Here is a 26,288-nt window from a genome sequence, read left to right as displayed (position 1 = left end):
ACCCGCTCCCGGTATTATCTCGTCAGTCGTTAATCAGAAGTTGCCGAACATTACGGCAGTGAGCACAAAATCCAGCCCCAGCACGGCCAGCGAGGAGTAAACCACCGTTTTTGTAGTAGCCGAGCTGATTCCTGCCGATGTGGGTACACAGTCGTAGCCCTGATAAACCGCAATCCAGGCGCACACAAAGCCGAACACCACGCTTTTAATCACGCCATTTACTACATCGTCCCAGAAGTCCACTGAGGCCTGCATATTGCCCCAGTATGAACCCTCAAAAACGCCCAGCCATTCGACACCAACCAGCATTCCGCCCCAGATACCTACCATTGAAAAAATGATAGCCAGCACCGGCATGGCAATGAAACCCGCCCAGAGCCTGGGAGCAATAACCCGCCGCAAAGGGTCGACCCCCATCATTTCCATACTGGACAGCTGCTCGGTCGCTTTCATCAAGCCTATCTCAGCGGTCAACGCCGAGCCTGCGCGCCCGGCAAACAGCAGTGCGGTTACCACAGGCCCGAGCTCACGCACCAGGGTAAGCGCAATCATCTGCCCTATGGCCGCTTCGGAACCAAAATCGCTGAGAATTGTATAGCCCTGAAGGCCGAGTACCATGCCGATAAACAGGCCGGAAACCACTATGATAGCCAGCGATAGCACACCAACCGAATACAGCTGCTTCATCAAAAGCGGGAAACCGGTTGCTGGGTGCGGAACACCTGACAAGACGCCCGCCAGAAAGCGGCCAGCCTGGCCGAACGATATAACAAGGTCGATCCCGCTACGCCCGAAGGAAGCGATTCTGTTGATCACGAGACACCTCCCGAGAGACCAAAATCTTCAGCCGCAGCCGAGGATGGGTAATGGAACGGCACGGGGCCATCCGGGTGCCCGTTCAAAAACTGTTGTACCTGCTCGGACGGATGATCCTGCAACTCGGCAGGTGTACCTGTACCAATCACTTTTCCATCCGCGATAATACAGGCGTAATGGCAGATGCTCAGGGATTCTTTTACGTCGTGGGAGACCAGAACACTGGTGAGCCCCATGGAGCTGTTGAGGTCACGAATCAGTTTCACCAGCACACCCATACCAATCGGGTCCTGCCCGGCAAAGGGCTCATCGTACATGATCAGCTCCGGATCCAGAGCAATACTGCGGGCCAGAGCGACGCGCCGACCCATACCACCGGAAAGTTCCGATGGCATAAGTTTGCGCGCACCACGCAAACCAACGGCCTCCAGCTTCATCATTACGATGTCGTGAATCATGTCTTCCGGCAATTTCGTGTGCACACGCATCGGGAAAGCCACATTCTCGTATACGCTCAAATCGGTAAACAAGGCACCGCTCTGGAATAACATGCCCATTTTTTCCCGAAACTTGTAAAGCTCTTTACGGCGAAGTTCAGAAATCGGGTGACCATCCACCATAATGCTGCCGGAATCTGGCCGGAGCTGACCACCAACCAAACGCAACAAAGTGGTTTTCCCGCTGCCGCTAGGGCCCATAATGGCGGTAATTTTTCCACGGGGAATGTCCACGGAAACACCATTGAAAATGCGGCGACCGGAGCGCGAAAATACAACGTCCTTTAATGAAATGTACGAGCTCAAACCCATATTCCTTACCTTTCAGCCCATAGCCTTTAGCTCTCAACGCATAGCGCTTGGCTTTCAAAGACCGGCTACATTATTCTAAGGAGCCCACAAGCTCAATCAGTGGTTCGTAAAATGAATCGATAGCAATGATCAGTTTCACTGAACTTTACAGAGAAATCCTTGCGGAATTCGCTACAACGCCCGCTACTGCAATCTCTGATGAACATCCAGTAACCAGGCCTCGCGACTGGTGGGAAATGTTATACTTCGTCAACTTTATCGCATTCCCGTAAATTAACGAAAAAGCAGGCCCTTTGCCCGATGACTGAGCAAAAAACATTCAATTTCCGGAACCCCGCACTCCAGGCCATTCGCATTGAGCGCGATGCAATCAGCGCCCTGGAAAATCGCATCGATGACCACTTTGTACGTGCCTGCGAAGTAATCATGGCATGCAAAGGCCGTGTTGTGGTGACAGGCATGGGCAAGTCCGGCCATGTGGGTAACAAGATTGCAGCTACCCTGGCCAGTACCGGCACCCCTTCTTTTTTTGTTCACCCAGGGGAAGCCAGCCATGGCGATATGGGCATGATAACCAGCCAGGACGTCGTAATTGCCATTTCGAACAGCGGCAACACCAGCGAAGTGGTTACCATCCTGCCACTGATCAAACGCATGGGCGCACCTCTGATCAGCATGACCGGCAATCCGGCGTCCGTACTGGCGAAAGAGGCGGTTGCGAACCTGGATGTCAGAGTGGAAACAGAGGCTTGCCCTCTTGGACTGGCGCCGACATCCAGTACAACCGCAACCCTGGTGATGGGCGATGCCCTGGCCGTTGCCTTGTTGGAGGCGCGGGGCTTCAGCGCGGAAGACTTCGCGATCTCACATCCGGGCGGCAGCCTGGGTCGTAAACTCCTGCTACGGGTTTCCGACATTATGCACACTGGTGATCGCATACCCGTGGTAGGGGAAGACACCACCCTGAGCGGCGCTTTGTTGGAGATATCCCGCAAAGGGTTGGGAATGACCACCGTCGTAAACAGTGCTGGCTCCATGACTGGCATTTTCACTGACGGCGACTTGCGCCGTACCCTGGATAAGTCCATTGATGTGCACACCACCCCCATGCGGGATGTGATGACGCGCAATGGAAGAGCCATTCAGCCGGATCAGCTGGCAGCCGAGGCCCTCAACGTTATGGAAGGCCTGAAGATAAACGCACTCCCCGTGGTCGACGAAAACGGCGCCCTGGTTGGAGCCATTAACATGCACGACCTGCTCCGCGCCGGAGTTATCTAAAAAGCTGCTTAAAGAGTTATTCAGAGATCGATTTAATGGAAGAACTAAAAAGCCCACTTCAGGAAAACTGGCCCGACACCCTGCTGACGAAAGCAGCGCGTATCAAGCTTGTTGCTTTGGACGTTGATGGCATCATGAGCAACGGCAAAATTTACTTCAGCGCAAAAGGCGATGAGCTGAAAGGTTTTAACATTCTGGACGGGCTGGGTCTCAAACAGATCATGGCAGCGGGCATCACTGTAGCCGTCATTACCGGCCGCAACTCACCGCTTACTGAAAAGCGTATGAAAGACCTTGGAATCCCTCATCTTATGCAGGGTCGCGAGGATAAAAAGGTCGCCCTGCAAGAGTTAGTGAGCACGCTGGGCATTCTGCCAGAAGCCATCGCCTACATGGGCGATGATTTGCCGGACCTGCCCGCCATTCGCTACGCGGGCCTTGGGGTTACGGTTCCGAACGCATACTGGCTGGTGAAAGAGCATGCGGATTACTGCACCGAGGTTAGCGGTGGCAACGGAGCCGTGCGCGAACTCTGTGACCTGCTACTGACGGCAGGGGGCAGCCTGAACTCAGCATTGACGCCCTATCTGGAACCATAGCCATGGCACAAAGCGAAAAGAACAGCCTGCTATCTTTGCTGGCCATGGCAAACAGGCCACGACTTCGCATGCTCGCGCTGGCAGCCACCATCGCCGCCACGTTTTTCCTTCTGTGGCAAAGTGACGAATCACCGGTAACCAGTTACAGCGATGCCAGACAGCTCCGAGGAGAGGGTGAACCCGACGGTTTTGTAATCAACGGCAGCTACACATCTTACGATGACGCAGGCAATCGCAAGATCGTTTTTACCAGCCCCCGTATCGAACAGTTTGAAGAGGGAAACCGGGCTACCATGGAGCTGCCCAATGCAGAGGTGTTCAGCGCAACCGAAACTGAGCCATGGGTACTCAAAGCCGAGAACGGCAACCTGCTGCAGGGCGAAGACCTGTTACACCTGACCGGCAACGTTCGCGTGGTGCGCACTATTGGTGAGCGTGAAGCGACTCTGGTCACAGAGAGCCTGACCCTGGACAACAATCAGGGTAAAGTCTACACCGATGATTTTGTAGAAATTACTGACAGCGTGGGCACTACCCGGGCTAAAGGCATGAACGCGTGGATTGATGAACGCATTCTGGAACTCAACTCCCAGGTGGAAGGACGCTATGAAACCGTCAGATAACTCAATGGGCAAAGTGCTTGCCGGCATTCTGGTTGCAAGCCTCACTGGCCCGGCAATGGCATTTGATCTTGACTCCGACTCCCCTATTACCGTCAGCGCTGACAGCGCTCGTCTCGACGACGGTAAGGGCATTGCCACCTACACCGGAGCTGTAGAACTGGTTCAGGGCAAAACCCGTCTAACGGCGGAACGTGTCGTTCTGTATCGCAGCGCCGAAGGCCTGAACCGCATTGAGGCCAATGGTACTCCTGCACGCTACCAGCAGCCGGTTACCAGCGGAGAAGGTGAGACCGACGCCAAAGCCCTCAACATAACCTGGTCGGCCTCTGACAAACAGCTCACCTTTGAACGCGAGGCTGTGATTGAGCAGAATGGCAACGTGTTCAGCGGCGACATTATTCATTACGATACCGAGCAACGAGTGGTCACTGCAGAAGGCAGCGAGGATACCGGCGCTGGCCCGGGCCGGGTCGAAATGATCATCCAGCCCCGCGGTACCAACTCCAACCAATAACAGCTGATTACAGCAAACAGAGGTTCGATGGCAGTTCTCAGAGCGAGCAACCTGGCGAAAAGCTACAAACAGAAAAAAGTGGTCATCGATGTTTCGCTGGAAATTCGCAGCGGTGAAATCGTCGGACTGCTCGGCCCTAACGGCGCCGGCAAGACCACCTGTTTCTATATGATTGTAGGGCTGGTGAACGCCGACAATGGCCGCATAACCATCGACAGCCAGGACATTACGCCCTTACCCATGCACGGACGAGCCCGCAAAGGGATTGGCTACCTGCCGCAGGAAGCCTCGGTGTTCCGCAAGCTCTCCGTGCGAGATAACATCATGGCGATTCTGGAAACCCGCAAAAACCTCAATCGTGCTGACCGCCTGCAGAAGCTCGAGCAGTTGCTGGAAGAATTTCACATCACCCATATTCGCGATAGCCTTGGCATGGCGCTCTCCGGGGGTGAACGCCGCCGGGTTGAGATCGCCCGCGCTCTGGCGATGGAACCCGCCTTTATTCTGCTCGACGAGCCATTTGCAGGTGTAGACCCTATCTCCGTGAGTGATATCAAACAGATTATTCGTCACCTCCGGGACAAAGGTATAGGTGTTCTGATCACCGATCACAACGTGCGCGAAACACTGGATATCTGCGAGAACGCTTACATTGTTTCAGGTGGCCACATTATTGCCTCTGGAAATTCGGAATCTATTCTGGCCAATCAACAAGTTAAAGAAGTGTACCTTGGCAATGAATTTCACCTGTAAGCTTTGTTTTCGACACTCGGTTACACCCGTTCGATTGTTTTGCAGACCCGGAGCAAGTAAACTCGGCAAAGAACTTGCTAGGATAATCTAAAGTGGCGGCAAGTAGCCGGCATACATAGATTTTTTAGTCAATGCAAGAAATTCAGAGTGGGTATAAGTGACGGATCCTGAGCGATGGTTATGAAAGCCTCATTACAATTAAAGCTGGGTCAAAGCCTGACCATGACGCCCCAGCTGCAACAGGCGATCAGGCTTCTGCAGTTATCAACTCTCGATCTTCAGCAGGAAATCCAGCAAGCCCTGGAATCCAATCCCCTGCTGGAAGCCTCGGAAGATGACGACCAGTCTGAATCGACCCCAGCCGATAACGATCAGGGCGAGCACAAAGACACCGCGTCGGAGGAAGTTTCGGCCGACGTAGCTGGTGACTCTAACGCTTCTGACTGGGATGAAAACGAAACCGGCCCGGACTGGCAGTCCGAAAACGAAATACCGGATGCGCTTCCCGATGATCTTCCCGTAGATACCGCCTGGGAAGATGTTTATCAGTCCGCTCCCGCCCCGGCCGCGCGGAACGATGATGAGAACGACCACGATTTCGAAACCCGGAACTCTCCGACCGAAACCCTCAGGGACCATCTTGAATGGCAGCTCAACCTTACTCCGTTGAGTGAGCGGGATCAGGCCATTGCTCATGCTTTGATGGATGCGGTAGATGAGCGCGGGTATCTCACCAGTACACTTGATGAGATCTACGCGGGCCTGAGTGACGAGAGCGATGAAGACCCTCTTGAAATGGATGAAGTGGAAGCCGTTTTACGGCGGCTGCAGTACTTCGATCCGCCGGGGGTTTTCGCCCGGGATCTGCAGGATTGCCTGTTGATTCAACTCAACCAACTGCCCCCGGAAACACCCTGGCTGGCCCAGGCGCGTCTGGTTATCACCCATTATATAAATCTGCTGGGCAATCGCGATTATGCCCAGTTGCTTCGCCGCAGCCGCCTAAAAGAAGATCAATTGCGTGATGTGCTCGCGCTGATCACCAGCCTAAATCCGCGGCCTGGTGACATTATCGATCGCACAGAACCGGATTATGTCATTCCCGATGTCATCGTACGCAAACACAACGGCCGGTGGCGCGTGGAGCTGAATCCGGAAATTGCACCGCGCATACGCGTGAATGCCAGCTATGCTTCATTGATAAAGCGTGCGGACAGCAGCGCTGACAATACCTATCTTCGTGACCAGCTTCAGGAGGCCAAGTGGTTCATAAAAAGCCTGCAAAGCCGGAACGAAACTCTGTTGAAGGTAGCCACACGTATTGTTGAGTACCAGCAGGGCTTTCTGGATCATGGAGAGGAGGCGATGAAGCCGCTGATTCTCTCTGATATCGCCCAGGTAGTGGAAATGCATGAGTCCACCATTTCCCGTGTAACGACGCAGAAGTACATGCATACCCCTCGGGGTATCTTCGAGCTGAAGTACTTTTTTTCCAGCCACGTCAGCACTGACGAGGGCGGAGAATGCTCCTCAACCGCGATTCGCGCCATGATCAAAAAGCTGATTGCGGCCGAAACACCTAAAAAGCCGTTGAGTGACAGCAAGATTGCGACCATGCTTGGGGAACAGGGAATCAAAGTGGCGAGGCGCACAGTTGCAAAATATCGCGAAGCCATGCACATTCCGCCCTCGAACGAACGCAAGCGCCTGGTTTGAACCGGACACGGTTAACTGACTACTACGGATTTCGCTGGCACAGTCACAAACGCCAGCACTCAGTCCGGCTCCAGGAGCCGGAACGAATGACAACAGGAGACGTCTATGCAACTCAACATTTCAGGCCATCACGTAGAACTGACTCCCGCTTTGAAGGAATATGTATCCGAAAAGTTTGAACGGCTGGAGCGGCACTTCGACCATATCAGTAACTGCCAGGTAACACTGGAAGTTGATAAGGTTCGGCAGATCGCCGATGCTACGCTCCACGTGGTTGGTGGTGAGATTCACGCAAAGGCGGAAAACGAGGATATGTATGCGGCTATCGACGGCCTCGTCGACAAGCTTGACCGACAGATCCTCAAGCACAAAGAGAAAAGCCTGGACAGGATGCAGGGAAATACCGCCCGATAGGCGGCCATTTTCAGGCATGTAATCTAATCAAGCTGCGGCCCGGACAACGTGCCGCAGCTTTATTTTAACGGAAGCGCGGTCGATTCATGAGCGACACATCCCTGACAATAGACAACATTCTTGCACCGGAACTGACCCTGTGTAAGGTACCCGCCTCGAGTAAAAAGCGGGTTCTGGAGTTCATTGCCGAGCAGATCCGTCAGCAAAATGATTCACTCAGCGAGAGCCAGATTTTCAACAATCTGATCGCTCGTGAGCGGCTGGGCAGCACTGGAATCGGCCAGGGGATCGCCATCCCCCACTGCCGCCTGGAAGGGCTTGAGCACGTTATTGGCGTTCTGATGACGCTGGACGAAACCGTCGAGTTTGATGCGATTGATAACCAGCCGGTGGATCTTGTATTTGCACTGGTGGTACCCAAGGAAGCCACCAGTGAGCACCTTGAGTTACTGAGCCAGCTCGCCGAGAAATTCAATGAGCGTACCTTCTGTGACCGTCTCAGGCAGAGCGAAGATGCGAGCACGCTTTACCAACGCATGACCGCCGCGAGCGGCTGACATCCACTCTGGGAACAGGCTGTTTCATCATGAAGCTCATCATCGTCAGTGGCAGGTCCGGCTCCGGCAAGAGTACCGCCCTTCACGTACTGGAAGACCTCGGATACTACTGTATTGATAACCTGCCGATCGGGCTGCTGTTTCCTCTTACCCGGGAAGCTGCTAACCAGAGTGCTCCCGGGCGACTCGACAAAATGGCGGTCAGTATCGATGCCCGCAACCTGTCCGGCGAACTGGCCAATTTTGAGGAGATTTACCGCAAGCTTCGCAGAGATGACATTCAGGTAGAGATCATCTTTCTGGATGCCGATGAACAGTCCTTGCTGCAACGCTTCCATGCCACCCGGCGCAAGCACCCGCTGAGCGACGACAAAACCTCGCTCAGGGAGGCAATCAGCAACGAAAAGAGTCTGCTTGAGCCGCTCTCAAAGCTCTCGGACCTTTACATCAACACCAAAGGGCTGTCGATGTATGAGCTGCGGGATATGGTGAAGCAGCGGGTAGCGGGTCGTAAGGATCAGGAACTGGCCTTGCTTTTCCAGTCCTTCGGTTTCAAGCACGGCGTACCTCTGGATTCCGATTATGTGTTTGATGTGCGCTGCCTGCCCAATCCCTACTGGGATACCAGCCTGCGAAAGTTTACAGGCCTTGATCAGCCAGTGATCGAGTTTCTTGAAAAAGAGCCTTCAAGCAAAAAAATGATAGCCGACCTCATTACGTTTCTGGAGAGCTGGATTCCCTCCTTTGCGGATAGCAATCGCAGCTACATGACCATTTCCATTGGTTGCACTGGCGGTCAGCACCGATCTGTTTATATCTGCGAACAGTTGGGGCGGCACTTCCGGGAACACACCAGTAACGCTCAGGTACGTCACACCGAGCTACCGCATTTGCAGGCCCGGAAAGAGGTCTGAACCAGCGTGATACGGCAGCATATTGTGATTATCAATAAACTCGGTCTGCATGCCCGGGCCACCGCCAAGCTGGTTGCCACAGCGTCGGCATTTGATTGTTCCGTCAAAGTCTGCGGCAAAGGTCGCGAGGTGGACGCAAAAAACATCATGCAGGTCATGATGCTTGCTGCCAGCAAAGGCACAGAAGTGGAACTCGTGGCAGACGGCCCGGGCGAGCAGGAAGCTATTGAGGCCCTTGCCGGGTTGATCAACGACTATTTCGGGGAAGGTGAGTAACTCACCATTTTTCACTGAACATCCCTGTAACTCTTTCTCACGTGCACAGCCTAACTCCGTTATAATGCAGGTGTTTTCTGAGCTCAGGTGATTCATGTCCGATATTCTGGAAAAAAGCCAAGCCCGCCAACGTCTACGCTCACTGAGTGAAGCGCTGGACAGTGGCGCCCTGAAACAGGTCGCCCGCATTCTCAATGGCGGCCTGAGCCCCAGTGATATCGCTCACCTGCTTGAATCTTCGCCTCCACGCCAGCGTGCCGTGCTATGGAACCTGGTAGACAAACAGCTGGAAGGCGAGGTTCTCCAGTATCTTAATGAAGATATTCGTGCCGAATACCTGAGCCGCCTGAATGCTCAGGAGCTGGCAGATATCATCGAGGACTTCGAGTCCGACGATCTCGCCGACCTTCTGCAACAGCTGCCGGATGCGGTGATCCAGGAAGTCCTGGACACCATGGACGAACAGGACCGGCAGCGGGTCGAAGAAGTGCTTTCCTACCCGGAAGACACCGCCGGCGGCCTGATGAACACGGATACCATCACCGTGCGCCCCGACCTGAGCATGGATGTGGTCTTGCGGTACCTGCGCCGGCACAAAGCGCTACCGCCCATGACCGACAGCTTGATTGTGGTAAGCCGCAGGGACGAGTTTATCGGCATGCTTCCCATTACCAAAATGCTTGTATCCAACCAGAGCGCAACGGTACGGGAAGTCATGGACACCGATATCGAGCCTATTCCCGTCACCCTTTCCGATACTAAAGTGGCCACGCTGTTTGAACGTTACGACCTGATTTCCGCCCCCGTTGTGAGCGACGAGGGTCGCCTGTTGGGCCGGATCACCATCGATGACGTGGTAGATGTTATCCGGGAGGATGCAGATCACTCGCTGCTGAGCATGGCCGGCCTCGATGACGATGAAGACACCTTTGCTCCGGTATGGAAGACCACCCGCCGCAGAGCTGTCTGGTTGGGTGTCAATTTGATCACGGCTTTCACTGCCTCCGGGGTAATTGGGCTGTTCGAGGGCACCATCGACAAAGTTGTCGCCCTTGCGATACTGATGCCTATCGTGGCCAGCATGGGGGGCATAGCAGGCAGCCAGACTCTCACTCTGGTTATCCGGGGCATGGCCGTGGGGCAAATCAGTGGCGCCAATGTAGGCTGGCTACTGAACCGGGAGTTTCTCTCGGGTATTCTCAATGGTTTGCTCTGGGCTGTCGTCGTGGCGGCCGCCGCCATGGCCTGGTTCCAGGATGTCCTTATAGGCGCTATCATTGCCGCTGCGCTGGTTATCAACCTGGTCGTCGCCGCATTGGTGGGCACGGTACTGCCACTATTCCTGAAATCCCGGAACATCGACCCTGCCCTGGCCGGCAGCGTTATACTGACCACCGTGACAGATGTGGTGGGCTTCATGTCATTTCTGGGCCTTGCGACCATCGTCTACGCCTGACTCGAAAACCCTGGATGCACTAATGATTGACAGCGATCACGAAGATAACGATACCTACGAATATTCCGGCCCGAGTAAATCCCAGCTCAAGCGGGAGATGCACGCACTGCAGGGTATTGGTAAGCGCATGATGGAGCTGAGCGATGAGCAGCTTGATACGCTTACTATCAGCGATACTCTGAGACATGCCATTGAAGAGTCGCGCAGGATTCGCCAGAACGAAGCCAAGCGACGCCATCTGCAGTACATCGGCAAGATTATCCGACAGGAAGATGATCCGGAAGCGGTGCAGCGTGCCATTGATGCCTTCGATTCAGGCAGCGAAGAACATACACGTCGCCATCACCTGGCTGAACGCTGGCGTGACCGTATGATTGCAGAAGGTGATGCCGTGGCGGGTGAGTTCTTCAGATACTGCCCGGATGCTGACATACAACACTTACGCAATCTGGTTCGCAACGCCCGCAGGGACGTTGAAAAGCAGAAAAATACTGGCCAGACCCGCAAACTGTTCCGCTACCTGAGGGAGCGTATTGACGAGGTTGAGGCCTAACCCAGATTAGCCACCGGTATCAAAAACCTGCCTGAGATCTACTTTGGGCTCGTCCCAGGTGCCGGTGACGTTGTAAGTGGCGCTGGTCAACTTGCTCAATGGGTCGCCCAGCACCTTGTCCAGTACGAAAAGAGCTCCCCCTATCGGCGCACTGGCGCCCATCAACAACGCTGCCAGGGGAAGATTCTGGGTCAGTGGCAAAACGACCACCAGGCGCATATCAAGCGCTTCATTTGCCAGGTCTGTGTTACCGCTGAGCTTGAAGGCTAGCGAAGGCCCCACAACCTGGAGTTCCGGATCCATGGTCAGCAGACCTTCGTTCAGCCTCGCCTTGCCTGAGATCGCATCAAACGCTACACCTCGCTCATACAGATCGGAAAAATCCAGTTTGAGCCTGCGCCACAGGGTATCGGCATTGAGCAGGTTGAATACCCGGAATATCTGGGCACTGTTGTTGCGCTCCAGAATCACACCATCATCCAGTCGTAAGCTGACCTCGCCGCTCAGCCCCGCAATCTCAAACTCATCCGGCCGACCTGGCCAGTCCAGTTCCAGCTGAACGTCCGTCTGCTTATTGGAAAGCGGGATATCCGTATCGAAGAGCTCGCCAAGATCCGCCAGCGCACCGCCAGAAACCGACCCGGTAAACTGGCTGGTTTCTCTGTTGTCTATTACGCCCCAGGTCATATCACCGAGAAGCGTGAGGGATTTTAACCGCCCCTCGATGCCGCTGATATTGAGTTGGGAGGGCTCTGGTCGCAGGTGGAAGGACCAACGCCCAAGGCTGCCCCCATTCAGTTGCAGTTCGGAAATATCTATATCCACATCTGGCCAGTTCGCTATATCCATCGCCCGGAAGGCTTCCAACTGCTGCTCGACCGTCAGCAACTCCGGCTCATCATTTGCCGTGGCGTCATTCCGGATAAGGCGTACTACTTCAAAATTTGCAGCTATGGGGCGATCGTCGGCCGGGAAAACGATTCTGCCGACCGCCCGCTCGGAGCGAGTTGTTAAAATCCAGCGATCGCCCAGATCGAGTGCTTCCAGGTGAATATTCGTGAGCGTCTGATCGCCGAGGTACAATTCGTCGAACGTCAGCTCAACACCGGAACTTTTCAGCAGCAGATCAAAGGTCGCCCGATCTTGCCAGCTCCCGGTGATGCCAATTCCATCTGCCTCCGCCGGATCAATTTTTGCAACCAGCGGCGTCGCCTCTGCCGATTTTTTGGAAAACGGGCCGGGCCAATCAATAGCCAATCCTTCAAGGGTTGAGCGAACGGTGATGATCGAAGCTGTATCTGCGTCCACATTGAGCTCCGCAGAATAATCAATACTCCCTTTCAACCCGTATTTGCTTTGTCCGCTGCCATTGTTCTCTCCCCCCTCAGCCAAACCGGCCTGACGGAGCGCGTCAGGTACAGACAGGGAGCCGGTTTGCCTGATGCTAAGCCCGTCGGCATCAGAAGCTTTATCCGAAGAGGATTGGCTGAACATAACCTCGACCGGCTCACCGAGAAACCGGGCACTGAGCGGATCTCCTGAAAAACCTTTCTCCGAGTGGTATTTCAGGGACCCGGAAATATCCTCCCAACTCAGGTCCGCACCCGGATACCCTACATAGCCGTTCGACGTACTGACATCGGCTTCCACGACCACGCCTCCAGCATTATCAAGTGGCAGGTCAATATCCAGATCAAGCAAGTAGTCGCCACCGTAATTCAGGTTTGAAGCCTGAGTGCCGGCCATCGCCCCAAATGGGCTGTCAGTCATCCAGAATGCGATAGCACTACCCGGCACAGGTGCTGACACATCCACTCGGACCCGCGCCCCGCCATCGCCGGGAATAACCGCAACGGTTGCGGGGTTCAGCGCCAACCCACCGGTTTTTCCCGACTCCAGAGACACCAGAGTGTCGCCATTCTGTATGGCAACTCTTCCACGTGCCTCCGTCACTTCCGGCCATTGTTCATCGTAGCGGACGATGCCGTTCTCGAATTCATACCACATGGAGGAAACAAACGACCCCGAAGGTGCGTCTCCACCAATCTGTCCATGGCCGTAGTACACACCCGAAGTAATATCTGCCTCTTCTATAGCGGAGGTAAGCCATTCGTAAAGGCCGGCATCCACGACCTTTGCAGGTACAAAGTCCGCCAACATGGATTCATCTGCATTCTCGACAGCCACTCGCAATCCGAGATCGTCCTCACCCTGCCTGTCCAGTTTCAGGTCAAAAGCGCCGGTCAGATGGGTGTCCTCGCCATAGGTCATGGTTATGTCTGACGCATATACCCGGGTTACAGATCCATCCAGCTTCCAGGCGACGGTAGCGGCAAGTTCGGGTAACGACCACTCGCTTCCAAAGAGTTGAGGAAAGCCGAGAGCAACGGGCTGAATGCCTGAGCGGGCCTCCACATAGCCTGATGTCTGATCAACGTAAATGAACCCATTCACGTTCTGTACCGCTGGAGCACCCCCGTATGCGGCTGCCCCGACACCCCTGAGGCGCCCGGATAATTCGAAACTACTGCCTGTATTGCCCGGAATGCTGAGCGTCATACCATCGAGAAAACCGACGGGACGATACTGTTCGAGCGCTTCACGGGCCACATCAGGCAGCAGAGGCAGGGTTTCGGCAAGCCGTCTTAACGGGAGCAAGGGAAGAGCGTCAGCTGTTAAAGAGAACCCCTCGGGCTGGGGCGACAAAAGCAGACTGAACGGCGGCACTGTGTCACCATTCCAGGTCCAGGCCAGCTGTTTCAGGTGCCACTCCCCAATGGTTTCAGGTTGTGCGCTGGCACCCTCCTTTGCTTCGAGGACAGTATTATGGCGGCGCCAGCCGAATCGGGCGCTGATATCTTCTAGCGGCGCCAGAGACTCCCCTCCAACACCGAGCTGCAGGTACGGCGTCCTGACCGTCCCGTTGACTTGCTGCAAGACACCTGAACGGAAGGTAAGCCAGGCCTCACCACCCAGATCAAAGCCTTCTACGCGTATATCCTTCCATTGATACTCATCAATCAGGCCGTCGAACAGGCGTCCGGAATCCACATCGAGGTAAAGCTGGCCGGTAAAATCACCGCGAAAGAAGTGCTTCCCCACGAGCGTAAAACTGGCGAGCTGCTGGGTCGTTGCGGATCGCATAGCGCGCCCTGATGCACGAAAAAGGCCCTGTTGGTATCTCAGGTCAAGCTGGGGAATGTCGAGGTGCCTGAGCTGGCCCTGGTTATCCCGGATACCCAGGCTTACACGAGTGACTTTTATGTAAGGGTCTGACAGCCACTTTCCGGCAACTTCCAGCCAATACCGGAGTCGGTTGTTGAAGGGTTCCTGGAAATCCGCTCCTCGAACGCCGAGATCGCCACTGTCACGTTGATTCAGCGTCAAATCGAGCCCTTCAGCCTCAAAATCCTCGAATACAACTCTAAAACGCATCAACGAGGCCAATGCGTCAAACCGAATAGTCAGATGCTGCAGATGCAATGCCCGCACCCCGGTATCGGGGTTAGTGATTTCTATATTTTCCGCCGTAAAGGAAGGGTCAAGCCAGAACCAGCGAGAGGAGAGGCTGCCAATACTGACGTCGTGATCAAGGCGGGCGGATAGCTCGCGGGAAAGGTCATCCCGGAAGGCATCAATATTATGGGTGAGCTGCCTTCCGATTCCGGCGTAGAGAGCAAACAGCACCAGAGCAACCACCAACAGCCACCAGAAAGTGCTGGTCAGCAGCGCAATCAAACGGGCTGGCTGGCTGTCGGAAGGAGGCATCCGGGGTGTCACTCTAAGTCACCCCCTCCGCCGGTAGATTGCTCCAAAATCAGAGCAAAACCACATCGTATTGCTCCTGGCTATAAAATGGTTCCACCTGGAAACGGACCGTCTTGGCTATAAAGGTTTCAAGGTCAGCCACGTTGTCAGACTCCTCATCCAGTAGTCGATCAACCACACTCTGGGAAGCCATTACCAGATAGCTTTCGGCATCATAAACCCGGTTAACCCGGAGAATTTCCCGAAAAATCTCGAAACACACGGTTTCACTGGTTTTCAGGAAACCCCGGCCATCGCAGATCGGGCAAGGCTCGCAAAGAACCTGGCCAAGGCTTTCTGTGGTGCGCTTACGGGTCATCTCAACAAGGCCCAGCTCGGACACACCGGTAATCTTGGTTTTCGCGTGATCCCGCTCGAGCATCTTTTCCAGCATTCTGTGAACCTGGCGTTTATGCTCAGCGTCTTCCATGTCGATAAAATCGATGATGATAATGCCACCCAGATTGCGCAGGCGCAGTTGACGGCTGATCGCCCGGGCCGCTTCCAGATTGGTCTTGAAAATGGTCTCTTCCAGATTGCGATGCCCCACAAACGCACCGGTATTGATATCGATGGTTGTCATGGCTTCGGTCTGGTCAATGATCACATAACCGCCGGACTTGAGCTGAACTTTGCGGCTAAGCGCCCGCTGGATCTCATCCTCAACCGAATAGAGATCGAAAATAGGCCTCTCGCCGGGGTAGTATTCAACTTTATCGGCAAACTCTGTCACGAACTCTTCGACAAATTCCATCACGCGCTGATGGCTCTCGCGACTGTCGATACGCACTTTTTCAGTCTGAGGCCGGATAAGATCACGAATGGTGCGGATGAACAGGGGCAAATCTTTATACACAGCTGCAGGGGCCTGCACCTTTCCAATCCGTTCGTGAATGGACTGGCTGAGATGATGCAGGTAATTCATATCGGCCATCAGCTCTTCTTCCGATGCAGCCTCAGCCGCTGTGCGGATAATATAGCCTCCTTGCACATCGGCGTGTGCTGCAGCACCTTCCTCAACGAGAGCCTTCAAACGGTTACGTTCGGTCTCATCTTCAATCCGCTGGGAGATACCCACGTGGCTGACGTCTGGCATAAAGACCAGATACCGGGAGGGTATGGAAAGCTGAGTGGTGAGCCGGGCGCCTTTTGTGCCAATAGGATCCTTGGTTACCTGCACGACCAATGACTGGCCTTCCCGCAACAGGGTACGTATATCGGGAACCGTTTTTGGCCCTTCGCCCGAGTCTGCCGTGCCGGACTGGTTCGCGACAACATCCGATGCATGAATGAAGGCGGCTCTTTCCAGGCCTATATCTACGAATGCTGCTTCCATGCCAGGAAGCACACGCACAACTTTGCCTTTGTAGATATTGCCGACAATTCCTTTGCGGCTGGCACGCTCGATATACGCTTCCTGCAGCATACCGTTCTCGACCAGCGCGACCCGGGTTTCAACCGGCGTTACGTTGATCAGGATTTCTTCGCTCATGATTGGCTCTCCCGACTACTCGGCCAGTGTTTCCAGACAGGGCAACCGGCATCGGCCAGCAAGGCAGCTGTTTCCTGCAACGGCAGGCCAACAACTGCACTGTAGCTCCCTTTGATTTCTTTCACAAAAATACCACCAAGGCCCTGAATTCCATAACTTCCAGCCTTGTCCATGGGCTCACCTGAAGCCACATAGGCTGCAATTTCTGGCTCCAGAAGCTTGCGAAAAGTCACTTCTGTCGTCACCAAACGGGATTCACAACGCCCGCCCTGCACCAGCGCAATGGCCGTCATAACCCGGTGGGTTTTGGCAGACAACTCCGCAAGCATCGTTCCAGCTTCGTACGCATCCGATGGCTTCCCGAGAATCACATTGTCCAGAACCACGGAAGTATCAGACCCGAGAATCAGCTTATCAGGAAAACTGATTGCAACAGCAAGGGCTTTTTCCCGAGCCAGCCGCTCAACATAATCAACGGGCATCTCCGATGTTCCGGGTGTTTCGTCGATATGAGCAGGCTGCACAGTGAATGCAACACCGATCTGCTCAAGCAACTCCGCACGGCGCGGTGATGCAGAGGCAAGAATAATAGATGACATGGCTACCCCAGTTTCCGGTTGATGTTATCCATCAGGATGGAAAACAGGGGCCACACCAGAGCGCTGGTCAGTGCCGGCCACAAGTAACTGAAGCCGGCATCCTCGCCTCCGAACAGTTGCTTGAGGAAGTGCACCAGCATCTGATTGATGCCCAGAAGGAGAAACACCATGAGGCACTGTTGCGGCAGGGGGTACATCCGCAGCCGCTGGTGAACGGTAAGAACGAGAAACGCGATCAGCGCCATGCCCAAAGCATTGACGCCCAATGGCGTTGCCTCCAGCACATCGAGCAATAAGCCGAGGCACCAGGCAAACAGGATGCCGAACTGCCCCGGGGCCCGGAACGTCCAGTAAAACACTATCAAACCGAGCCACTCGGGCCGGAACTCGAACCAACCTACAGGAAACAAAGAAATGCTCAACACCAGTGACACGATCACTGACAGCGCAAAAACCGGATAACTGATTACAGATAACATCAGCCCTCACCCTCTTGCTCAGTAACCGAGTCAGACGACTCTGGCTGCGCCTCATCACCGATTGCAGGCTGAGACCGAAGCTCGCCTTTTGGCGGAAAAACCACCAGAGCGAGACGACTTTGATTGAGCTGAGCCTTAGGCCGCGCACGAATCGATACAAAGGGCTCGCCTGGTTCTTTGTTAATCAAGCTGACTTCTGCAACCGGATAACCCCTCGGGAAGCGCCCGCCAAGCCCGGAACTGACGAGCAGGTCGCCCTCACGAATATCCGCCGTGTCAGGCACATGAACCAGATCAAGGGCTCCTGAATCGCCAGTACCCAGAAGAACCGCCCTCAGCCCGTTCCGCACCACTTCAACCGGCACCGCATGACTGCTGTCGGAAACAAGAAGTACACGGGAGGTCACCTGACTGGTCTGTATGACCTGCCCCATCAGTCCATAGGCATCCAGTATCGCCTGCCCGACCTCCAAACCATCACTACGGCCTTTATTGATGATAATTTCATGGGAATAGGGGTCTGGCGACACGCTCACCACTTCACTGACGATAACGCGGTCATCCAGCAGTTCCGAGGAATTCATGAGGCGGCGGAGTTCGTTATTCTCAGATGCCAGGGCAGCGTACTTGAGCGCCCTTCTCTCAAGGATGAGTAGGCGGGCTTTCAGATCTTCGTTTTCCTGTTTCACATCTTCACGGGTGGTAAACAGACCAGCAACCCAGTCACTGAACTGATAGGGCGCATTGCCAAGCCAGTAGACAGGAGTGAGGCCGGTTGCCAGAGTGCTTCGGACAGGCGTAACGCGGTCGAACTGCTGATCGGCAACAATCAGCGTTGCCGATACGATAATAACGAGCAGCAGCCTGAGGCCAGGAACTGGCCCCTGGACAAAAATGGTTTTAATGGCGATCCCTCCCCAAAGGATTATCCCTCCGGTGAGAACATTCCGATGCCACCCCGGTCAATCACTTCCAGCGCCTTGCCGCCACCGCGGGCGACACAGGTAAGCGGATCCTCGGCAATAATAACCGGCAACCCGGTTTCTTCGCTGATCAGCTTGTCCAGCCCACGCAGCAACGCACCGCCGCCGGTCAGAACAATGCCACGCTCTGCGATATCCGAAGCCAGCTCTGGCGGGGACTGCTCCAGCGCACTTTTAACCGTTTGTACTATCTGAGCCAGTGATTCCTGAAGCGCGTCCAGGATTTCCTCACTGTTAAGGGTAAACGCCCGTGGCACGCCTTCAGCCAGGTTACGACCCCGAACATCGATTTCGAGAATCTCCAGCCCTTCGTATGCACAACCAATCTCATGCTTGATGCGCTCAGCGGTAGATTCACCAATCAGGCTGCCGTAATTACGACGTACATAGGTAACGATGGCTTCGTCAAACTTGTCACCACCCACTCTTACGGAATCGGCATAGACGATGCCATTCAGGGAAATAATCGCAATTTCGGAGGTGCCGCCACCTACATCCACAATCATTGAGCCGCTGGCTTCTTCTACTGGCAAACCGGCACCGATCGCCGCGGCCATTGGTTCCTCAATCAGGAACACTTCACGAGCACCGGCGCCCAGCGCCGATTCGCGAATGGCTTTGCGCTCAACCTGAGTAGACTTGCTGGGAACACACACCAGAACCCGCGGGCTTGGAGTAATGAAGCTGTTCTCATGCACCTTGTGAATAAAGTGCTGTAGCATTTTCTCGGTCACCACAAAATCAGCAATCACGCCATCTTTCATCGGGCGAATAGCGGTGATGTTACCTGGCGTCCGGCCCAGCATACGCTTGGCTTCGGAGCCCACGGCGGCAACCATTTTCTGGGAATTCGTGGTACGAATGGCTACAACGGATGGCTCGTTCAGCACAATCCCGCGGTCACGCACGAAAATAAGGGTGTTGGCGGTGCCCAGATCAATGGACAGGTCGCTGGAGAATAAGCCTCGGAGTCTTTTAATCAACATTCGTGTAGTTTCAACCTGAGAGTTGCGGTTGCAGAAAGATGCGGCAACTTTAGCAGTGCCCCCCCGCTCAGGCAAGGCGCAGCCTGCTGTAAAGGCAAATGATATTGAACTTCGCGTGAACAATTGTTCATACGCCGACCCGAACGGATTTCCGCAGGCGACAATTTACTGGTTGACGCAGGCGGCGAGTTGATCTTTGCTTCACTCAGAAGATAGCCTGAAACTCCTGAACCACAGGGGTCAACCTGCCACAAACGGGGCCACAATTGAGCACACCAGAAATCAGACTGCAACAGCGCCTCGGTGCAATAATAGCAGTAAACGGTCGGCTGCTCCTTGCTCTGATATTGACCCTGACCGCATGCATACCTTCCCTTGCTCTGGCCCAGCAAAGTGAAACCGAACCTGCAGGCGCGATCTCCCTGCAACCAGGTGCTGACAGTGACGCCTTGATCGCAGAACGCATTGCCAGCATTTTTAATCAGATTCCACAGTTTGAATCACTGCAGGTTACGGTCAATAGCGGCGTAGTTGCACTATCAGGGCAGACTGCCAACGACACCCAGGCGCAACGGGCATTGAGCCTGGCCAGCCGGGTAGAGGGCGCCATCGCCGTTGACGACAGGGTTGTACGCACCCTGGATTTGCAGGATAACCTCAACCCCCTTTGGGACTCGCTGCAAAATACCCTGCGCGGCTGGATACGAGCCTTGCCGCTATTGCTGGTAGCGTTTGCCGTTTTTGCAGTCGTGGCTTTCGCCGGGCACCGGCTGGCCGGCCACACCCCCCTCTGGTCACGCTTAACGAGAAATCCCTTCCTGGCGGAACTCGCCGGCCACGCTGTCCGGCTGATTACAATACTGCTGGGCCTGATCCTTGCCCTGAACATTCTCGGCGCCACAGCGCTGATGGGCACATTGCTGGGAGGTGCGGGCGTGCTGGGCCTGGCTATCAGCTTTGCCGTCAAGGACTCAATGGAAAACTACATTTCCAGCATCATGTTGAGCATCCGCCAGCCGTTCCGGGCCCAGGAACATGTGGTTATCAACGACTACGAAGGTGTTGTGGTGCGGCTGACATCGCGCTCCACGGTATTAATGACTCTGGACGGCAACCACCTGCGCATCCCGAATGCTACCGTGTTCAAAGCCGTCATCCTGAACTACACACGCAACCCCCAGCGCCGCTTTGACTTTGTGCTTGGCGTTGATGCTGAAGACGACCCGGCCCAGGCCATTCAGACCGGGCTTGCCGCTATACAACAACTGGACTGGGTACTGGCGGACCCCGAGCCCCACGGAATTATCGAGTCCGTGGGCGACTCCAACATCCTGATCAAATTCATGGCATGGATTGACCAGCGCGAATCCGACTACGGCAAAGCCCGTAGCCTTTCCATTCGTGCGGCCAAGAATGCTCTGGAATCTGAGGGTTTCACCCTGCCCGAGCCCATTTACCGACTGCGCTTCGATCAGACACCGGCAACCCTGGCAGTAAACGAAGTGCCCGAAATGCCGGCGAAAACAGAGGAGCCGAGTTCTGGTGCCACCGGTAGCACAACATCTGCCAACACCAATTCATCACCTGATGAAGTATTGAATGTACGCCCGGACACTACTATTTCGCGACAAGTACGCGAGGAACGCCGTGAGGCTGCTGTCGAAGACCTGCTGGACGATACCCGACCGATTGAATAGCTCTGACAGCCACGGGCCCTCCCGCTCAGCCGCGAATCTGTTACCATAACTGCCTTCTTAAAAACGCTGTTTTATACTTTTGGAGTCAACGTGACCATTTCCCGCGAAGACATTGAAAAAGTCGCCGTGCTGGCCCGTATTCGTCTCGACGAAGAGCAGATACCCGCACTGGAGAAAGACCTGGGCAACATACTCAGCCTTGTTGATGAGCTTAGCGCCGCCGATACCGATAACGTAGAGCCTCTGGCTCACCCGCTGGATGCGGTTCAGCGCCTGCGCGCCGACGAGGTGACCGAAAGCAACCAGCGCGAGGCTTTTCAAGCCATTGCTCCGGCCACCGAGAATGGCCTCTATCTCGTGCCCCGCGTTATTGAGTGATCTGACGAATCCCACCATCAGCCCAGCATCAGGATGGAACATGCATAACAAATCCGTAGCAGAGCTTTCCCGCGAACTGGAAAGCGGCAAGATTTCAAGCGTGGAACTGACCCGTGAGTTCCTCGATCGCATCAAGGCCGAAGACAGCCAATACAACAGTTTTATTACTGTCACCGAAGAGCAGGCAATGGCCGATGCCAAAGCCGCTGACGAAAAACGTGCCGCTGGAAAAGCGGAGGTTTGGACCGGTGTACCCTTTGCCCACAAAGATATCTTCTGCACCAATGGCGCAACCACCACCGCCGGTTCGAAAATGCTGGCCAACTTCGTGCCACCCTACGACGCCACGGTCACCGCCAATTTCCGCGCTGCTGGCGCAGTGTGTCTGGGCAAAACCAATATGGATGAGTTCGCGATGGGCTCTTCCAACGAGTCGAGCTTTTTCGGCCCGGTAACCAATCCCTGGGGCCTGAGCAACGGAGAGAAGCGAGTACCTGGCGGCTCCTCCGGCGGTTCCGCGGCTGCCATCGCGGCTCGCCTGACACCTGCAGCTACAGCCACCGATACTGGCGGCTCCATTCGCCAGCCAGCGGCCCTTTGTGGCATCACTGGCCTGAAGCCGACCTATGGCCGGGTCTCGCGCTTTGGCATGATTGCCTTCGCCTCCAGCCTCGACCAGGGCGGCACCATGGCGCGCACGGCCGAAGACAACGCCCTGATGCTGAACGTGATGGCCGGATTCGACCCGAAGGATTCCACATCCGCTGATCGTGCCGTACCCGATTACACTGCGACCCTGAACGAACCTTTGAAAGGCCTGCGCGTTGGCCTGCCGAAAGAATACTTCTCCGATCAGCTCAGCCCCGCGATGGAACAGCAGGTTCGCAATGCAGTGAAGGAATACGAAAAGCTGGGTGCGACAGTCAAAGAGGTGTCACTGCCCCATGCCAAGCTAGCCATTGCCGCCTATTACGTGATTGCGCCAGCTGAAGCCTCCGCCAACCTGTCACGGTTTGACGGTGTGCGCTACGGCTATCGTTGTGACGACCCCCGGGATCTCAGCGACCTCTATACCCGCACCCGCGCCGAGGGTTTCGGAGGCGAGGTGAAACGCCGCATTTTGGTCGGCACCTATGCGCTCTCCGCCGGCTATTTTGATGCCTATTACCTGAAGGCCCAGAAAGTACGACGGCTGATCCAGCAGGATTTCATCAACGCCTTCAAAGACGTGGATGTATTGATGAGCCCGGTTTCGCCCTCACCTGCGTTTGTCCAAGGCGAGAAAACCAACGACCCGGTCACCATGTACCTGGAAGATATTTTCACCATCGCCATAAACCTTGCTGGCGTGCCTGCGATGTCGGTACCGGCAGGATTCGTTGATGGTTTACCGGTCGGTTTGCAGATTATCGGGAACTACTTTGAAGAAGCCCGACTGTTGAACGTGGCTCATCAGTTCCAACAGGTAACTGACTGGCACCAGAAGCTTCCCCAGTAAGCCCGAATCAGGAGAACGTTTATGCAATGGGATATTGTGATCGGGCTGGAAATTCATGTTCAGCTTGCCACCAGAACCAAGATTTTTTCAGGCTCCAGCACTGCGTTTGGTGCCGAGCCTAATACCCAGGCCAGTGCCGTTGACCTGGCCATGCCGGGGACCTTGCCCGTTCCGAATGAGCAGGCATTCCGTTACGCAGTGATGTTCGGCCTGGCGGTAAACGCCGAAATCGGCCGGCGCTCTGTATTCGATCGTAAAAACTACTTCTACCCGGATTTGCCCAAAGGCTATCAGACCACACAGCTGGATCACCCTATCGTCGGCCCCGGCTTCGTGGATATTGATCTGGCCGACGGCAGCAGCAAACGGGTGCGCATTCACCACGCCCACCTGGAAGAAGACGCCGGCAAATCCCTGCACGAAGACTTTCATGGCATGACCGGTATCGATCTGAACCGCGCCGGCACTCCGCTAATCGAAATTGTCACCGAGCCGGACATGAACAGCGCGGAAGAAGCCGTAGCCTTCGCCAGGAAACTGCACAGCCTGGTATCCTCCATCGGTATTTGCGACGGAGACATGAGCCAGGGCTCCCTGCGTTTCGACGTCAACATTTCACTCAAGCCGAAAGGTTCAGACGAACTTGGCACCCGCACAGAAACCAAGAACCTGAACTCCTTCCGCTTTATGGAGCAGGCCATCGCCCACGAAGTGGAACGGCAAATGGACATTCTGGAAGACGGTGGCCGCATCATTCAGGAAACCCGACTCTATAACGGCGACCGGGATGAATCCCGCTCCATGCGCAGCAAGGAAGAAGCCAACGATTACCGGTACTTCCCCTGCCCGGATTTGCTGCCCGTAGTGATCGATGACGCCTTTATTGAAAGCGCCCGCGATTTGTTACCGGAACTGCCGGACGAGCGCAAAGCACGATTCAAGGAACAGTACGGCCTGAACGATTACGACGCACGCTTGCTCAGCGACGATGCCCGTATGGCAGCGTTCTTTGAAGAAACAGCAGGCCATGGCAAAGACGCAAAACTCGCTGCCAACTGGGTGTTGGGTGAGTTCTCCGCACGCCTGAACTCTGACGACAAAACTGTGGCGCAAGCACCCATTACCGGCGAACAACTGGGCCAGCTGGTGGCACGCATTGCCGACAACACTGTTTCTTCGTCCGGGGCCAAGAAAGTTTTCGAGGCACTCTGGAAGGGTGATGGGGACAACGCTGATGCCATTATTGAGGCCCAGGGCCTGAAACAGGTGTCGGACACCGGTGCGCTGGAACAGATGGTGGATGAGGTTCTCGCGGGCATGCCGGACCAGGTTGCGCAGTATCAGCAGGAAACCGACCCCAAGAAGCAGAAGAAAATGCTCGGGGGCTTTATGGGGCCTCTGATGAAAGCCTCCAAGGGACAGGGCAATCCAAAACTGTTCAATGAGATTTTGCTGAAAAAACTTAGCAATTAACCACTCAGGAAAGTGATTGAGTTGTCAGCCAGAGCACGCCGGTAATTCGCTGGTGCCTGGCTGACAACTCTTGTTAAGCAACCTTAATCTTGCGACCTCAATACGGTAACCTGATAGCGACCCGACGCCGCCGGCGCTGTGTTAAACATGACACACGTTCCTCAATCTGATTCTGGAAGGAGGCTCCATGTTTATTCAGACGTTCAAATCCGAAGGCTTGTCCCATCTTTCGTACCTGATTGGCAATAACGGCCAGGCCGCAGTTATCGACCCCCGCCGCGACTGCGAAATCTATGCGGAAGCCGCTGCTGCAAAAGGCTGCCGGATAACACATATCTTTGAAACGCACCGGAACGAAGATCTTATATCGGGTGCTCCCATACTTGCGCAATTGACCGGCGCTGCTGTTTTCCACGGACCGAATGCTGCGGGAACGGTGCGCTATGCAAAAACCACCCGGGAACACGATGAGTTCAGCTTTGGCAATCTGCAACTACGGGTACTCGAAACACCAGGCCACACCGACGACAGCCTGTCGTTTGCGCTCTACGATACCGACTTCGGTGATGACGCCGTAGCTGTATTCACGGGCGATGCCCTGTTCGTAGGGGATGTTGGCCGGACAGACTTCTATCCGGAGCGCCCAGAAGAAGTTGCAGGCCTACTCTTTGACAGCCTGCAAAAGCTGACAAGCCTTGGCGACCAGGCGCTGATTTACCCCGCTCACGGCGCCGGTTCTGTATGCGGCGACAATATGGCTGACCGTGAATTCTCGAGCATCGGCTATGAACGCCGCAACAACCCTATGATGCAAATCCGTTCACGCGAGGAATTCATCAGCCTGAAAGTCCAGGAACATCATTACCAGCCGCCCTACTTCCGTGAAATGGAGCGTCTGAACATGGAAGGTGGTCGCGCAACAAGCTCGGTCCTGACTCCTGCAGCCCTCTCACCTGCCGCCTTCAAAGACCTGCCAGACCAGACTGTGATCATCGACGTGCGCGGAATCAGTAGTTTCCTCGGAGCTCATATACCTGGCAGCCTGGCACTTCCGACACCCATGATTCCGGCCTTCGCAGGTTGGTTCCTGAGCCCTGAAGATAATCTGGCCCTGGTCGCTGTCAACGCGTCGGAAGCCGAGGTGGCTGCACGCCATCTTGCACGCATCGGCTTTGACAATGTACTCGGATATCTGGCTCCTGACATGCCCCAATGGGCCGCTATGGCAGAACCGTTCAGATCGGTACAAGTGATTGATCTGGAGGATTTCAAAAAACGCAGAGCCTCTCCTCCGGAGAACTGGAGCTTGCTGGATGTGCGGGGCAAAGGTGAAGTGGACGAAAATCCCGTTGACCGGGCCATTCACCACTACACCGGAAACCTGATGGAGGAGGCCCGTGAACTGGACCCTGGCAGGCACTACACCGTCATGTGTGGAAGTGGTGCACGGGCAGCGATCGCTGCGTCGGTTTTGATGCGCAGAGGCTTCAGAAACGTTGACGTATTCCTTGGGTCTGTGGGTGCGCTAATGACCGAGAAGACGTTGGTAGTCTAGCCAAACGCGAATAAGATGTGCTCACATAACGCCATACTCCCGGATTTAGACCGCGAGTGC

At 55.0% G+C, this 26,288-nt stretch carries 25 protein-coding genes; 17 read left to right on the top strand and 8 right to left on the bottom strand.

From position 1 onward, the window contains the following. Positions 1 to 33: 33 nt before the first annotated feature. Entirely contained in the window at positions 34 to 816 is a 783-nt protein-coding gene (mlaE, locus tag Q4606_RS05755; RefSeq protein WP_303597348.1) for a lipid asymmetry maintenance ABC transporter permease subunit MlaE, read from the bottom strand. Continuing rightward, positions 813 to 1,625 (bottom strand): ABC transporter ATP-binding protein, encoded by an 813-nt coding sequence (locus Q4606_RS05750; protein WP_303606927.1) that lies wholly within the window; start codon positions 1,623 to 1,625, stop codon positions 813 to 815. The genes mlaE and Q4606_RS05750 overlap by 4 nt, the downstream gene beginning before the upstream one ends. Before the next feature lie 300 nt (positions 1,626 to 1,925). Here Q4606_RS05750 and Q4606_RS05745 point away from each other — a divergent pair, with 300 nt between their 5' ends. The 12 genes from Q4606_RS05745 (at position 1,926) to yjgA (ending at position 11,281) form a co-directional block, all read left to right on the top strand. Continuing rightward, entirely contained in the window at positions 1,926 to 2,906 is a 981-nt protein-coding gene (locus tag Q4606_RS05745; protein ID WP_303606926.1) for a KpsF/GutQ family sugar-phosphate isomerase, read from the top strand. 35 nt (positions 2,907 to 2,941) lie between these two features. Then, complete coding sequence (locus Q4606_RS05740; protein ID WP_303597351.1) at positions 2,942 to 3,505, top strand: HAD family hydrolase; 564 nt, start codon at positions 2,942 to 2,944, stop codon at positions 3,503 to 3,505. 2 nt (positions 3,506 to 3,507) lie between these two features. Further along, positions 3,508 to 4,128 (top strand): LPS export ABC transporter periplasmic protein LptC, encoded by a 621-nt coding sequence (gene lptC, locus Q4606_RS05735; protein WP_303606925.1) that lies wholly within the window; start codon positions 3,508 to 3,510, stop codon positions 4,126 to 4,128. Continuing rightward, a complete protein-coding gene (gene lptA / locus Q4606_RS05730; protein ID WP_303606924.1) occupies positions 4,112 to 4,642 on the top strand; it encodes a lipopolysaccharide transport periplasmic protein LptA in 531 nt (176 codons plus the stop codon). The genes lptC and lptA overlap by 17 nt, the downstream gene beginning before the upstream one ends. Positions 4,643 to 4,669: 27 nt before the next feature. After that, positions 4,670 to 5,395 (top strand): LPS export ABC transporter ATP-binding protein, encoded by a 726-nt coding sequence (gene lptB, locus Q4606_RS05725; RefSeq protein ID WP_303597354.1) that lies wholly within the window; start codon positions 4,670 to 4,672, stop codon positions 5,393 to 5,395. Positions 5,396 to 5,569: 174 nt separating this feature from the next. Next, on the top strand, positions 5,570 to 7,111 hold the full coding sequence (locus Q4606_RS05720; protein ID WP_303597355.1) for an RNA polymerase factor sigma-54: 1,542 nt from the start codon (positions 5,570 to 5,572) through the stop codon (positions 7,109 to 7,111). A 105-nt stretch (positions 7,112 to 7,216) separates the two neighbouring features. Continuing rightward, positions 7,217 to 7,525: a ribosome hibernation promoting factor gene (gene hpf / locus Q4606_RS05715; protein ID WP_303597356.1), complete on the top strand. Its 309-nt coding sequence runs from the start codon at positions 7,217 to 7,219 to the stop codon at positions 7,523 to 7,525. 86 nt (positions 7,526 to 7,611) lie between these two features. After that, the gene (gene ptsN / locus Q4606_RS05710) at positions 7,612 to 8,082 is read left to right on the top strand and encodes a PTS IIA-like nitrogen regulatory protein PtsN (protein ID WP_303597357.1); all 471 of its coding nucleotides are present in this window, start codon (positions 7,612 to 7,614) and stop codon (positions 8,080 to 8,082) included. A 29-nt stretch (positions 8,083 to 8,111) separates the two neighbouring features. Then, a complete protein-coding gene (gene rapZ / locus Q4606_RS05705; RefSeq protein ID WP_303606923.1) occupies positions 8,112 to 8,996 on the top strand; it encodes an RNase adapter RapZ in 885 nt (294 codons plus the stop codon). A gap of 6 nt (positions 8,997 to 9,002) precedes the next feature. Then, the gene (locus Q4606_RS05700) at positions 9,003 to 9,272 is read left to right on the top strand and encodes an HPr family phosphocarrier protein (protein WP_303597359.1); all 270 of its coding nucleotides are present in this window, start codon (positions 9,003 to 9,005) and stop codon (positions 9,270 to 9,272) included. A 94-nt stretch (positions 9,273 to 9,366) separates the two neighbouring features. Beyond that, entirely contained in the window at positions 9,367 to 10,728 is a 1,362-nt protein-coding gene (gene mgtE, locus Q4606_RS05695; protein ID WP_303597360.1) for a magnesium transporter, read from the top strand. Between the two features lie 22 nt (positions 10,729 to 10,750). Further along, complete coding sequence (gene yjgA, locus Q4606_RS05690) at positions 10,751 to 11,281, top strand: ribosome biogenesis factor YjgA (protein ID WP_303597361.1); 531 nt, start codon at positions 10,751 to 10,753, stop codon at positions 11,279 to 11,281. Between the two features lie 6 nt (positions 11,282 to 11,287). Here the strand turns inward: yjgA and Q4606_RS05685 are convergent, their stop codons facing one another. From Q4606_RS05685 to Q4606_RS05660, 6 genes are read right to left on the bottom strand one after another with little or no spacing between them, the layout of a single operon-like run. Next, positions 11,288 to 15,061: a YhdP family protein gene (locus tag Q4606_RS05685; protein WP_368502305.1), complete on the bottom strand. Its 3,774-nt coding sequence runs from the start codon at positions 15,059 to 15,061 to the stop codon at positions 11,288 to 11,290. Between the two features lie 37 nt (positions 15,062 to 15,098). Next, positions 15,099 to 16,580, bottom strand: coding sequence for a ribonuclease G (gene rng, locus Q4606_RS05680; protein ID WP_303606922.1), 1,482 nt, complete (start codon positions 16,578 to 16,580; stop codon positions 15,099 to 15,101). Beyond that, positions 16,577 to 17,179, bottom strand: a complete 603-nt coding sequence (locus Q4606_RS05675; RefSeq protein WP_303606921.1) for a nucleoside triphosphate pyrophosphatase — start codon at positions 17,177 to 17,179, stop codon at positions 16,577 to 16,579. Before Q4606_RS05675 ends, rng begins: the two co-directional genes overlap by 4 nt. Positions 17,180 to 17,181: 2 nt before the next feature. Continuing rightward, positions 17,182 to 17,658, bottom strand: a complete 477-nt coding sequence (gene mreD, locus Q4606_RS05670) for a rod shape-determining protein MreD (RefSeq protein ID WP_303597364.1) — start codon at positions 17,656 to 17,658, stop codon at positions 17,182 to 17,184. Then, a complete protein-coding gene (gene mreC / locus Q4606_RS05665; RefSeq protein ID WP_303597424.1) occupies positions 17,658 to 18,554 on the bottom strand; it encodes a rod shape-determining protein MreC in 897 nt (298 codons plus the stop codon). The genes mreD and mreC overlap by 1 nt, the downstream gene beginning before the upstream one ends. A gap of 29 nt (positions 18,555 to 18,583) precedes the next feature. Next, positions 18,584 to 19,624, bottom strand: a complete 1,041-nt coding sequence (locus Q4606_RS05660) for a rod shape-determining protein (protein WP_303597425.1) — start codon at positions 19,622 to 19,624, stop codon at positions 18,584 to 18,586. A 269-nt stretch (positions 19,625 to 19,893) separates the two neighbouring features. Between Q4606_RS05660 and Q4606_RS05655 the strand changes: the two genes are divergently transcribed. From Q4606_RS05655 to Q4606_RS05635, 5 genes are all read left to right on the top strand, one after another. Further along, on the top strand, positions 19,894 to 21,324 hold the full coding sequence (locus tag Q4606_RS05655) for a mechanosensitive ion channel family protein (RefSeq protein ID WP_303606920.1): 1,431 nt from the start codon (positions 19,894 to 19,896) through the stop codon (positions 21,322 to 21,324). A gap of 90 nt (positions 21,325 to 21,414) precedes the next feature. Next, entirely contained in the window at positions 21,415 to 21,702 is a 288-nt protein-coding gene (gene gatC, locus Q4606_RS05650; protein WP_303597366.1) for an Asp-tRNA(Asn)/Glu-tRNA(Gln) amidotransferase subunit GatC, read from the top strand. Positions 21,703 to 21,742: 40 nt separating this feature from the next. Next, entirely contained in the window at positions 21,743 to 23,200 is a 1,458-nt protein-coding gene (gatA, locus tag Q4606_RS05645) for an Asp-tRNA(Asn)/Glu-tRNA(Gln) amidotransferase subunit GatA (RefSeq protein WP_303606919.1), read from the top strand. Positions 23,201 to 23,206: 6 nt separating this feature from the next. Continuing rightward, positions 23,207 to 24,673: an Asp-tRNA(Asn)/Glu-tRNA(Gln) amidotransferase subunit GatB gene (gene gatB / locus Q4606_RS05640; RefSeq protein WP_303597426.1), complete on the top strand. Its 1,467-nt coding sequence runs from the start codon at positions 23,207 to 23,209 to the stop codon at positions 24,671 to 24,673. Positions 24,674 to 24,860: 187 nt separating this feature from the next. Next, positions 24,861 to 26,228 (top strand): MBL fold metallo-hydrolase, encoded by a 1,368-nt coding sequence (locus Q4606_RS05635; protein WP_303606918.1) that lies wholly within the window; start codon positions 24,861 to 24,863, stop codon positions 26,226 to 26,228. Positions 26,229 to 26,288 lie beyond the last annotated feature (60 nt).

This window comes from Marinobacter sp. 1_MG-2023, assembly GCF_030549045.1.
Classification (GTDB): Bacteria; Pseudomonadota; Gammaproteobacteria; order Pseudomonadales; family Oleiphilaceae; genus Marinobacter.
Note: the sequence above shows the minus strand (reverse complement) of the source record. Positions and strands in the feature narration are given on the sequence as shown.

Excerpts from the sequence above, each read along its gene's own strand:
- Q4606_RS05750 (WP_303606927.1), bottom strand. The coding sequence starts at position 1,625 with ATGGGTTTGAGCTCGTACATTTCATTAAAGGACGTTGTATTTTCGCGC.
- Q4606_RS05745 (WP_303606926.1), top strand. The coding sequence starts at position 1,926 with ATGACTGAGCAAAAAACATTCAATTTCCGGAACCCCGCACTCCAGGCC.
- Q4606_RS05740 (WP_303597351.1), top strand. The coding sequence starts at position 2,942 with ATGGAAGAACTAAAAAGCCCACTTCAGGAAAACTGGCCCGACACCCTG.
- lptC (WP_303606925.1), top strand. The coding sequence starts at position 3,508 with ATGGCACAAAGCGAAAAGAACAGCCTGCTATCTTTGCTGGCCATGGCA.
- lptA (WP_303606924.1), top strand. The coding sequence starts at position 4,112 with ATGAAACCGTCAGATAACTCAATGGGCAAAGTGCTTGCCGGCATTCTG.
- lptB (WP_303597354.1), top strand. The coding sequence starts at position 4,670 with ATGGCAGTTCTCAGAGCGAGCAACCTGGCGAAAAGCTACAAACAGAAA.
- Q4606_RS05720 (WP_303597355.1), top strand. The coding sequence starts at position 5,570 with ATGGTTATGAAAGCCTCATTACAATTAAAGCTGGGTCAAAGCCTGACC.
- hpf (WP_303597356.1), top strand. The coding sequence starts at position 7,217 with ATGCAACTCAACATTTCAGGCCATCACGTAGAACTGACTCCCGCTTTG.
- ptsN (WP_303597357.1), top strand. The coding sequence starts at position 7,612 with ATGAGCGACACATCCCTGACAATAGACAACATTCTTGCACCGGAACTG.
- rapZ (WP_303606923.1), top strand. The coding sequence starts at position 8,112 with ATGAAGCTCATCATCGTCAGTGGCAGGTCCGGCTCCGGCAAGAGTACC.
- mgtE (WP_303597360.1), top strand. The coding sequence starts at position 9,367 with ATGTCCGATATTCTGGAAAAAAGCCAAGCCCGCCAACGTCTACGCTCA.
- yjgA (WP_303597361.1), top strand. The coding sequence starts at position 10,751 with ATGATTGACAGCGATCACGAAGATAACGATACCTACGAATATTCCGGC.
- rng (WP_303606922.1), bottom strand. The coding sequence starts at position 16,580 with ATGAGCGAAGAAATCCTGATCAACGTAACGCCGGTTGAAACCCGGGTC.
- Q4606_RS05675 (WP_303606921.1), bottom strand. The coding sequence starts at position 17,179 with ATGTCATCTATTATTCTTGCCTCTGCATCACCGCGCCGTGCGGAGTTG.
- mreD (WP_303597364.1), bottom strand. The coding sequence starts at position 17,658 with ATGTTATCTGTAATCAGTTATCCGGTTTTTGCGCTGTCAGTGATCGTG.
- gatA (WP_303606919.1), top strand. The coding sequence starts at position 21,743 with ATGCATAACAAATCCGTAGCAGAGCTTTCCCGCGAACTGGAAAGCGGC.
- Q4606_RS05635 (WP_303606918.1), top strand. The coding sequence starts at position 24,861 with ATGTTTATTCAGACGTTCAAATCCGAAGGCTTGTCCCATCTTTCGTAC.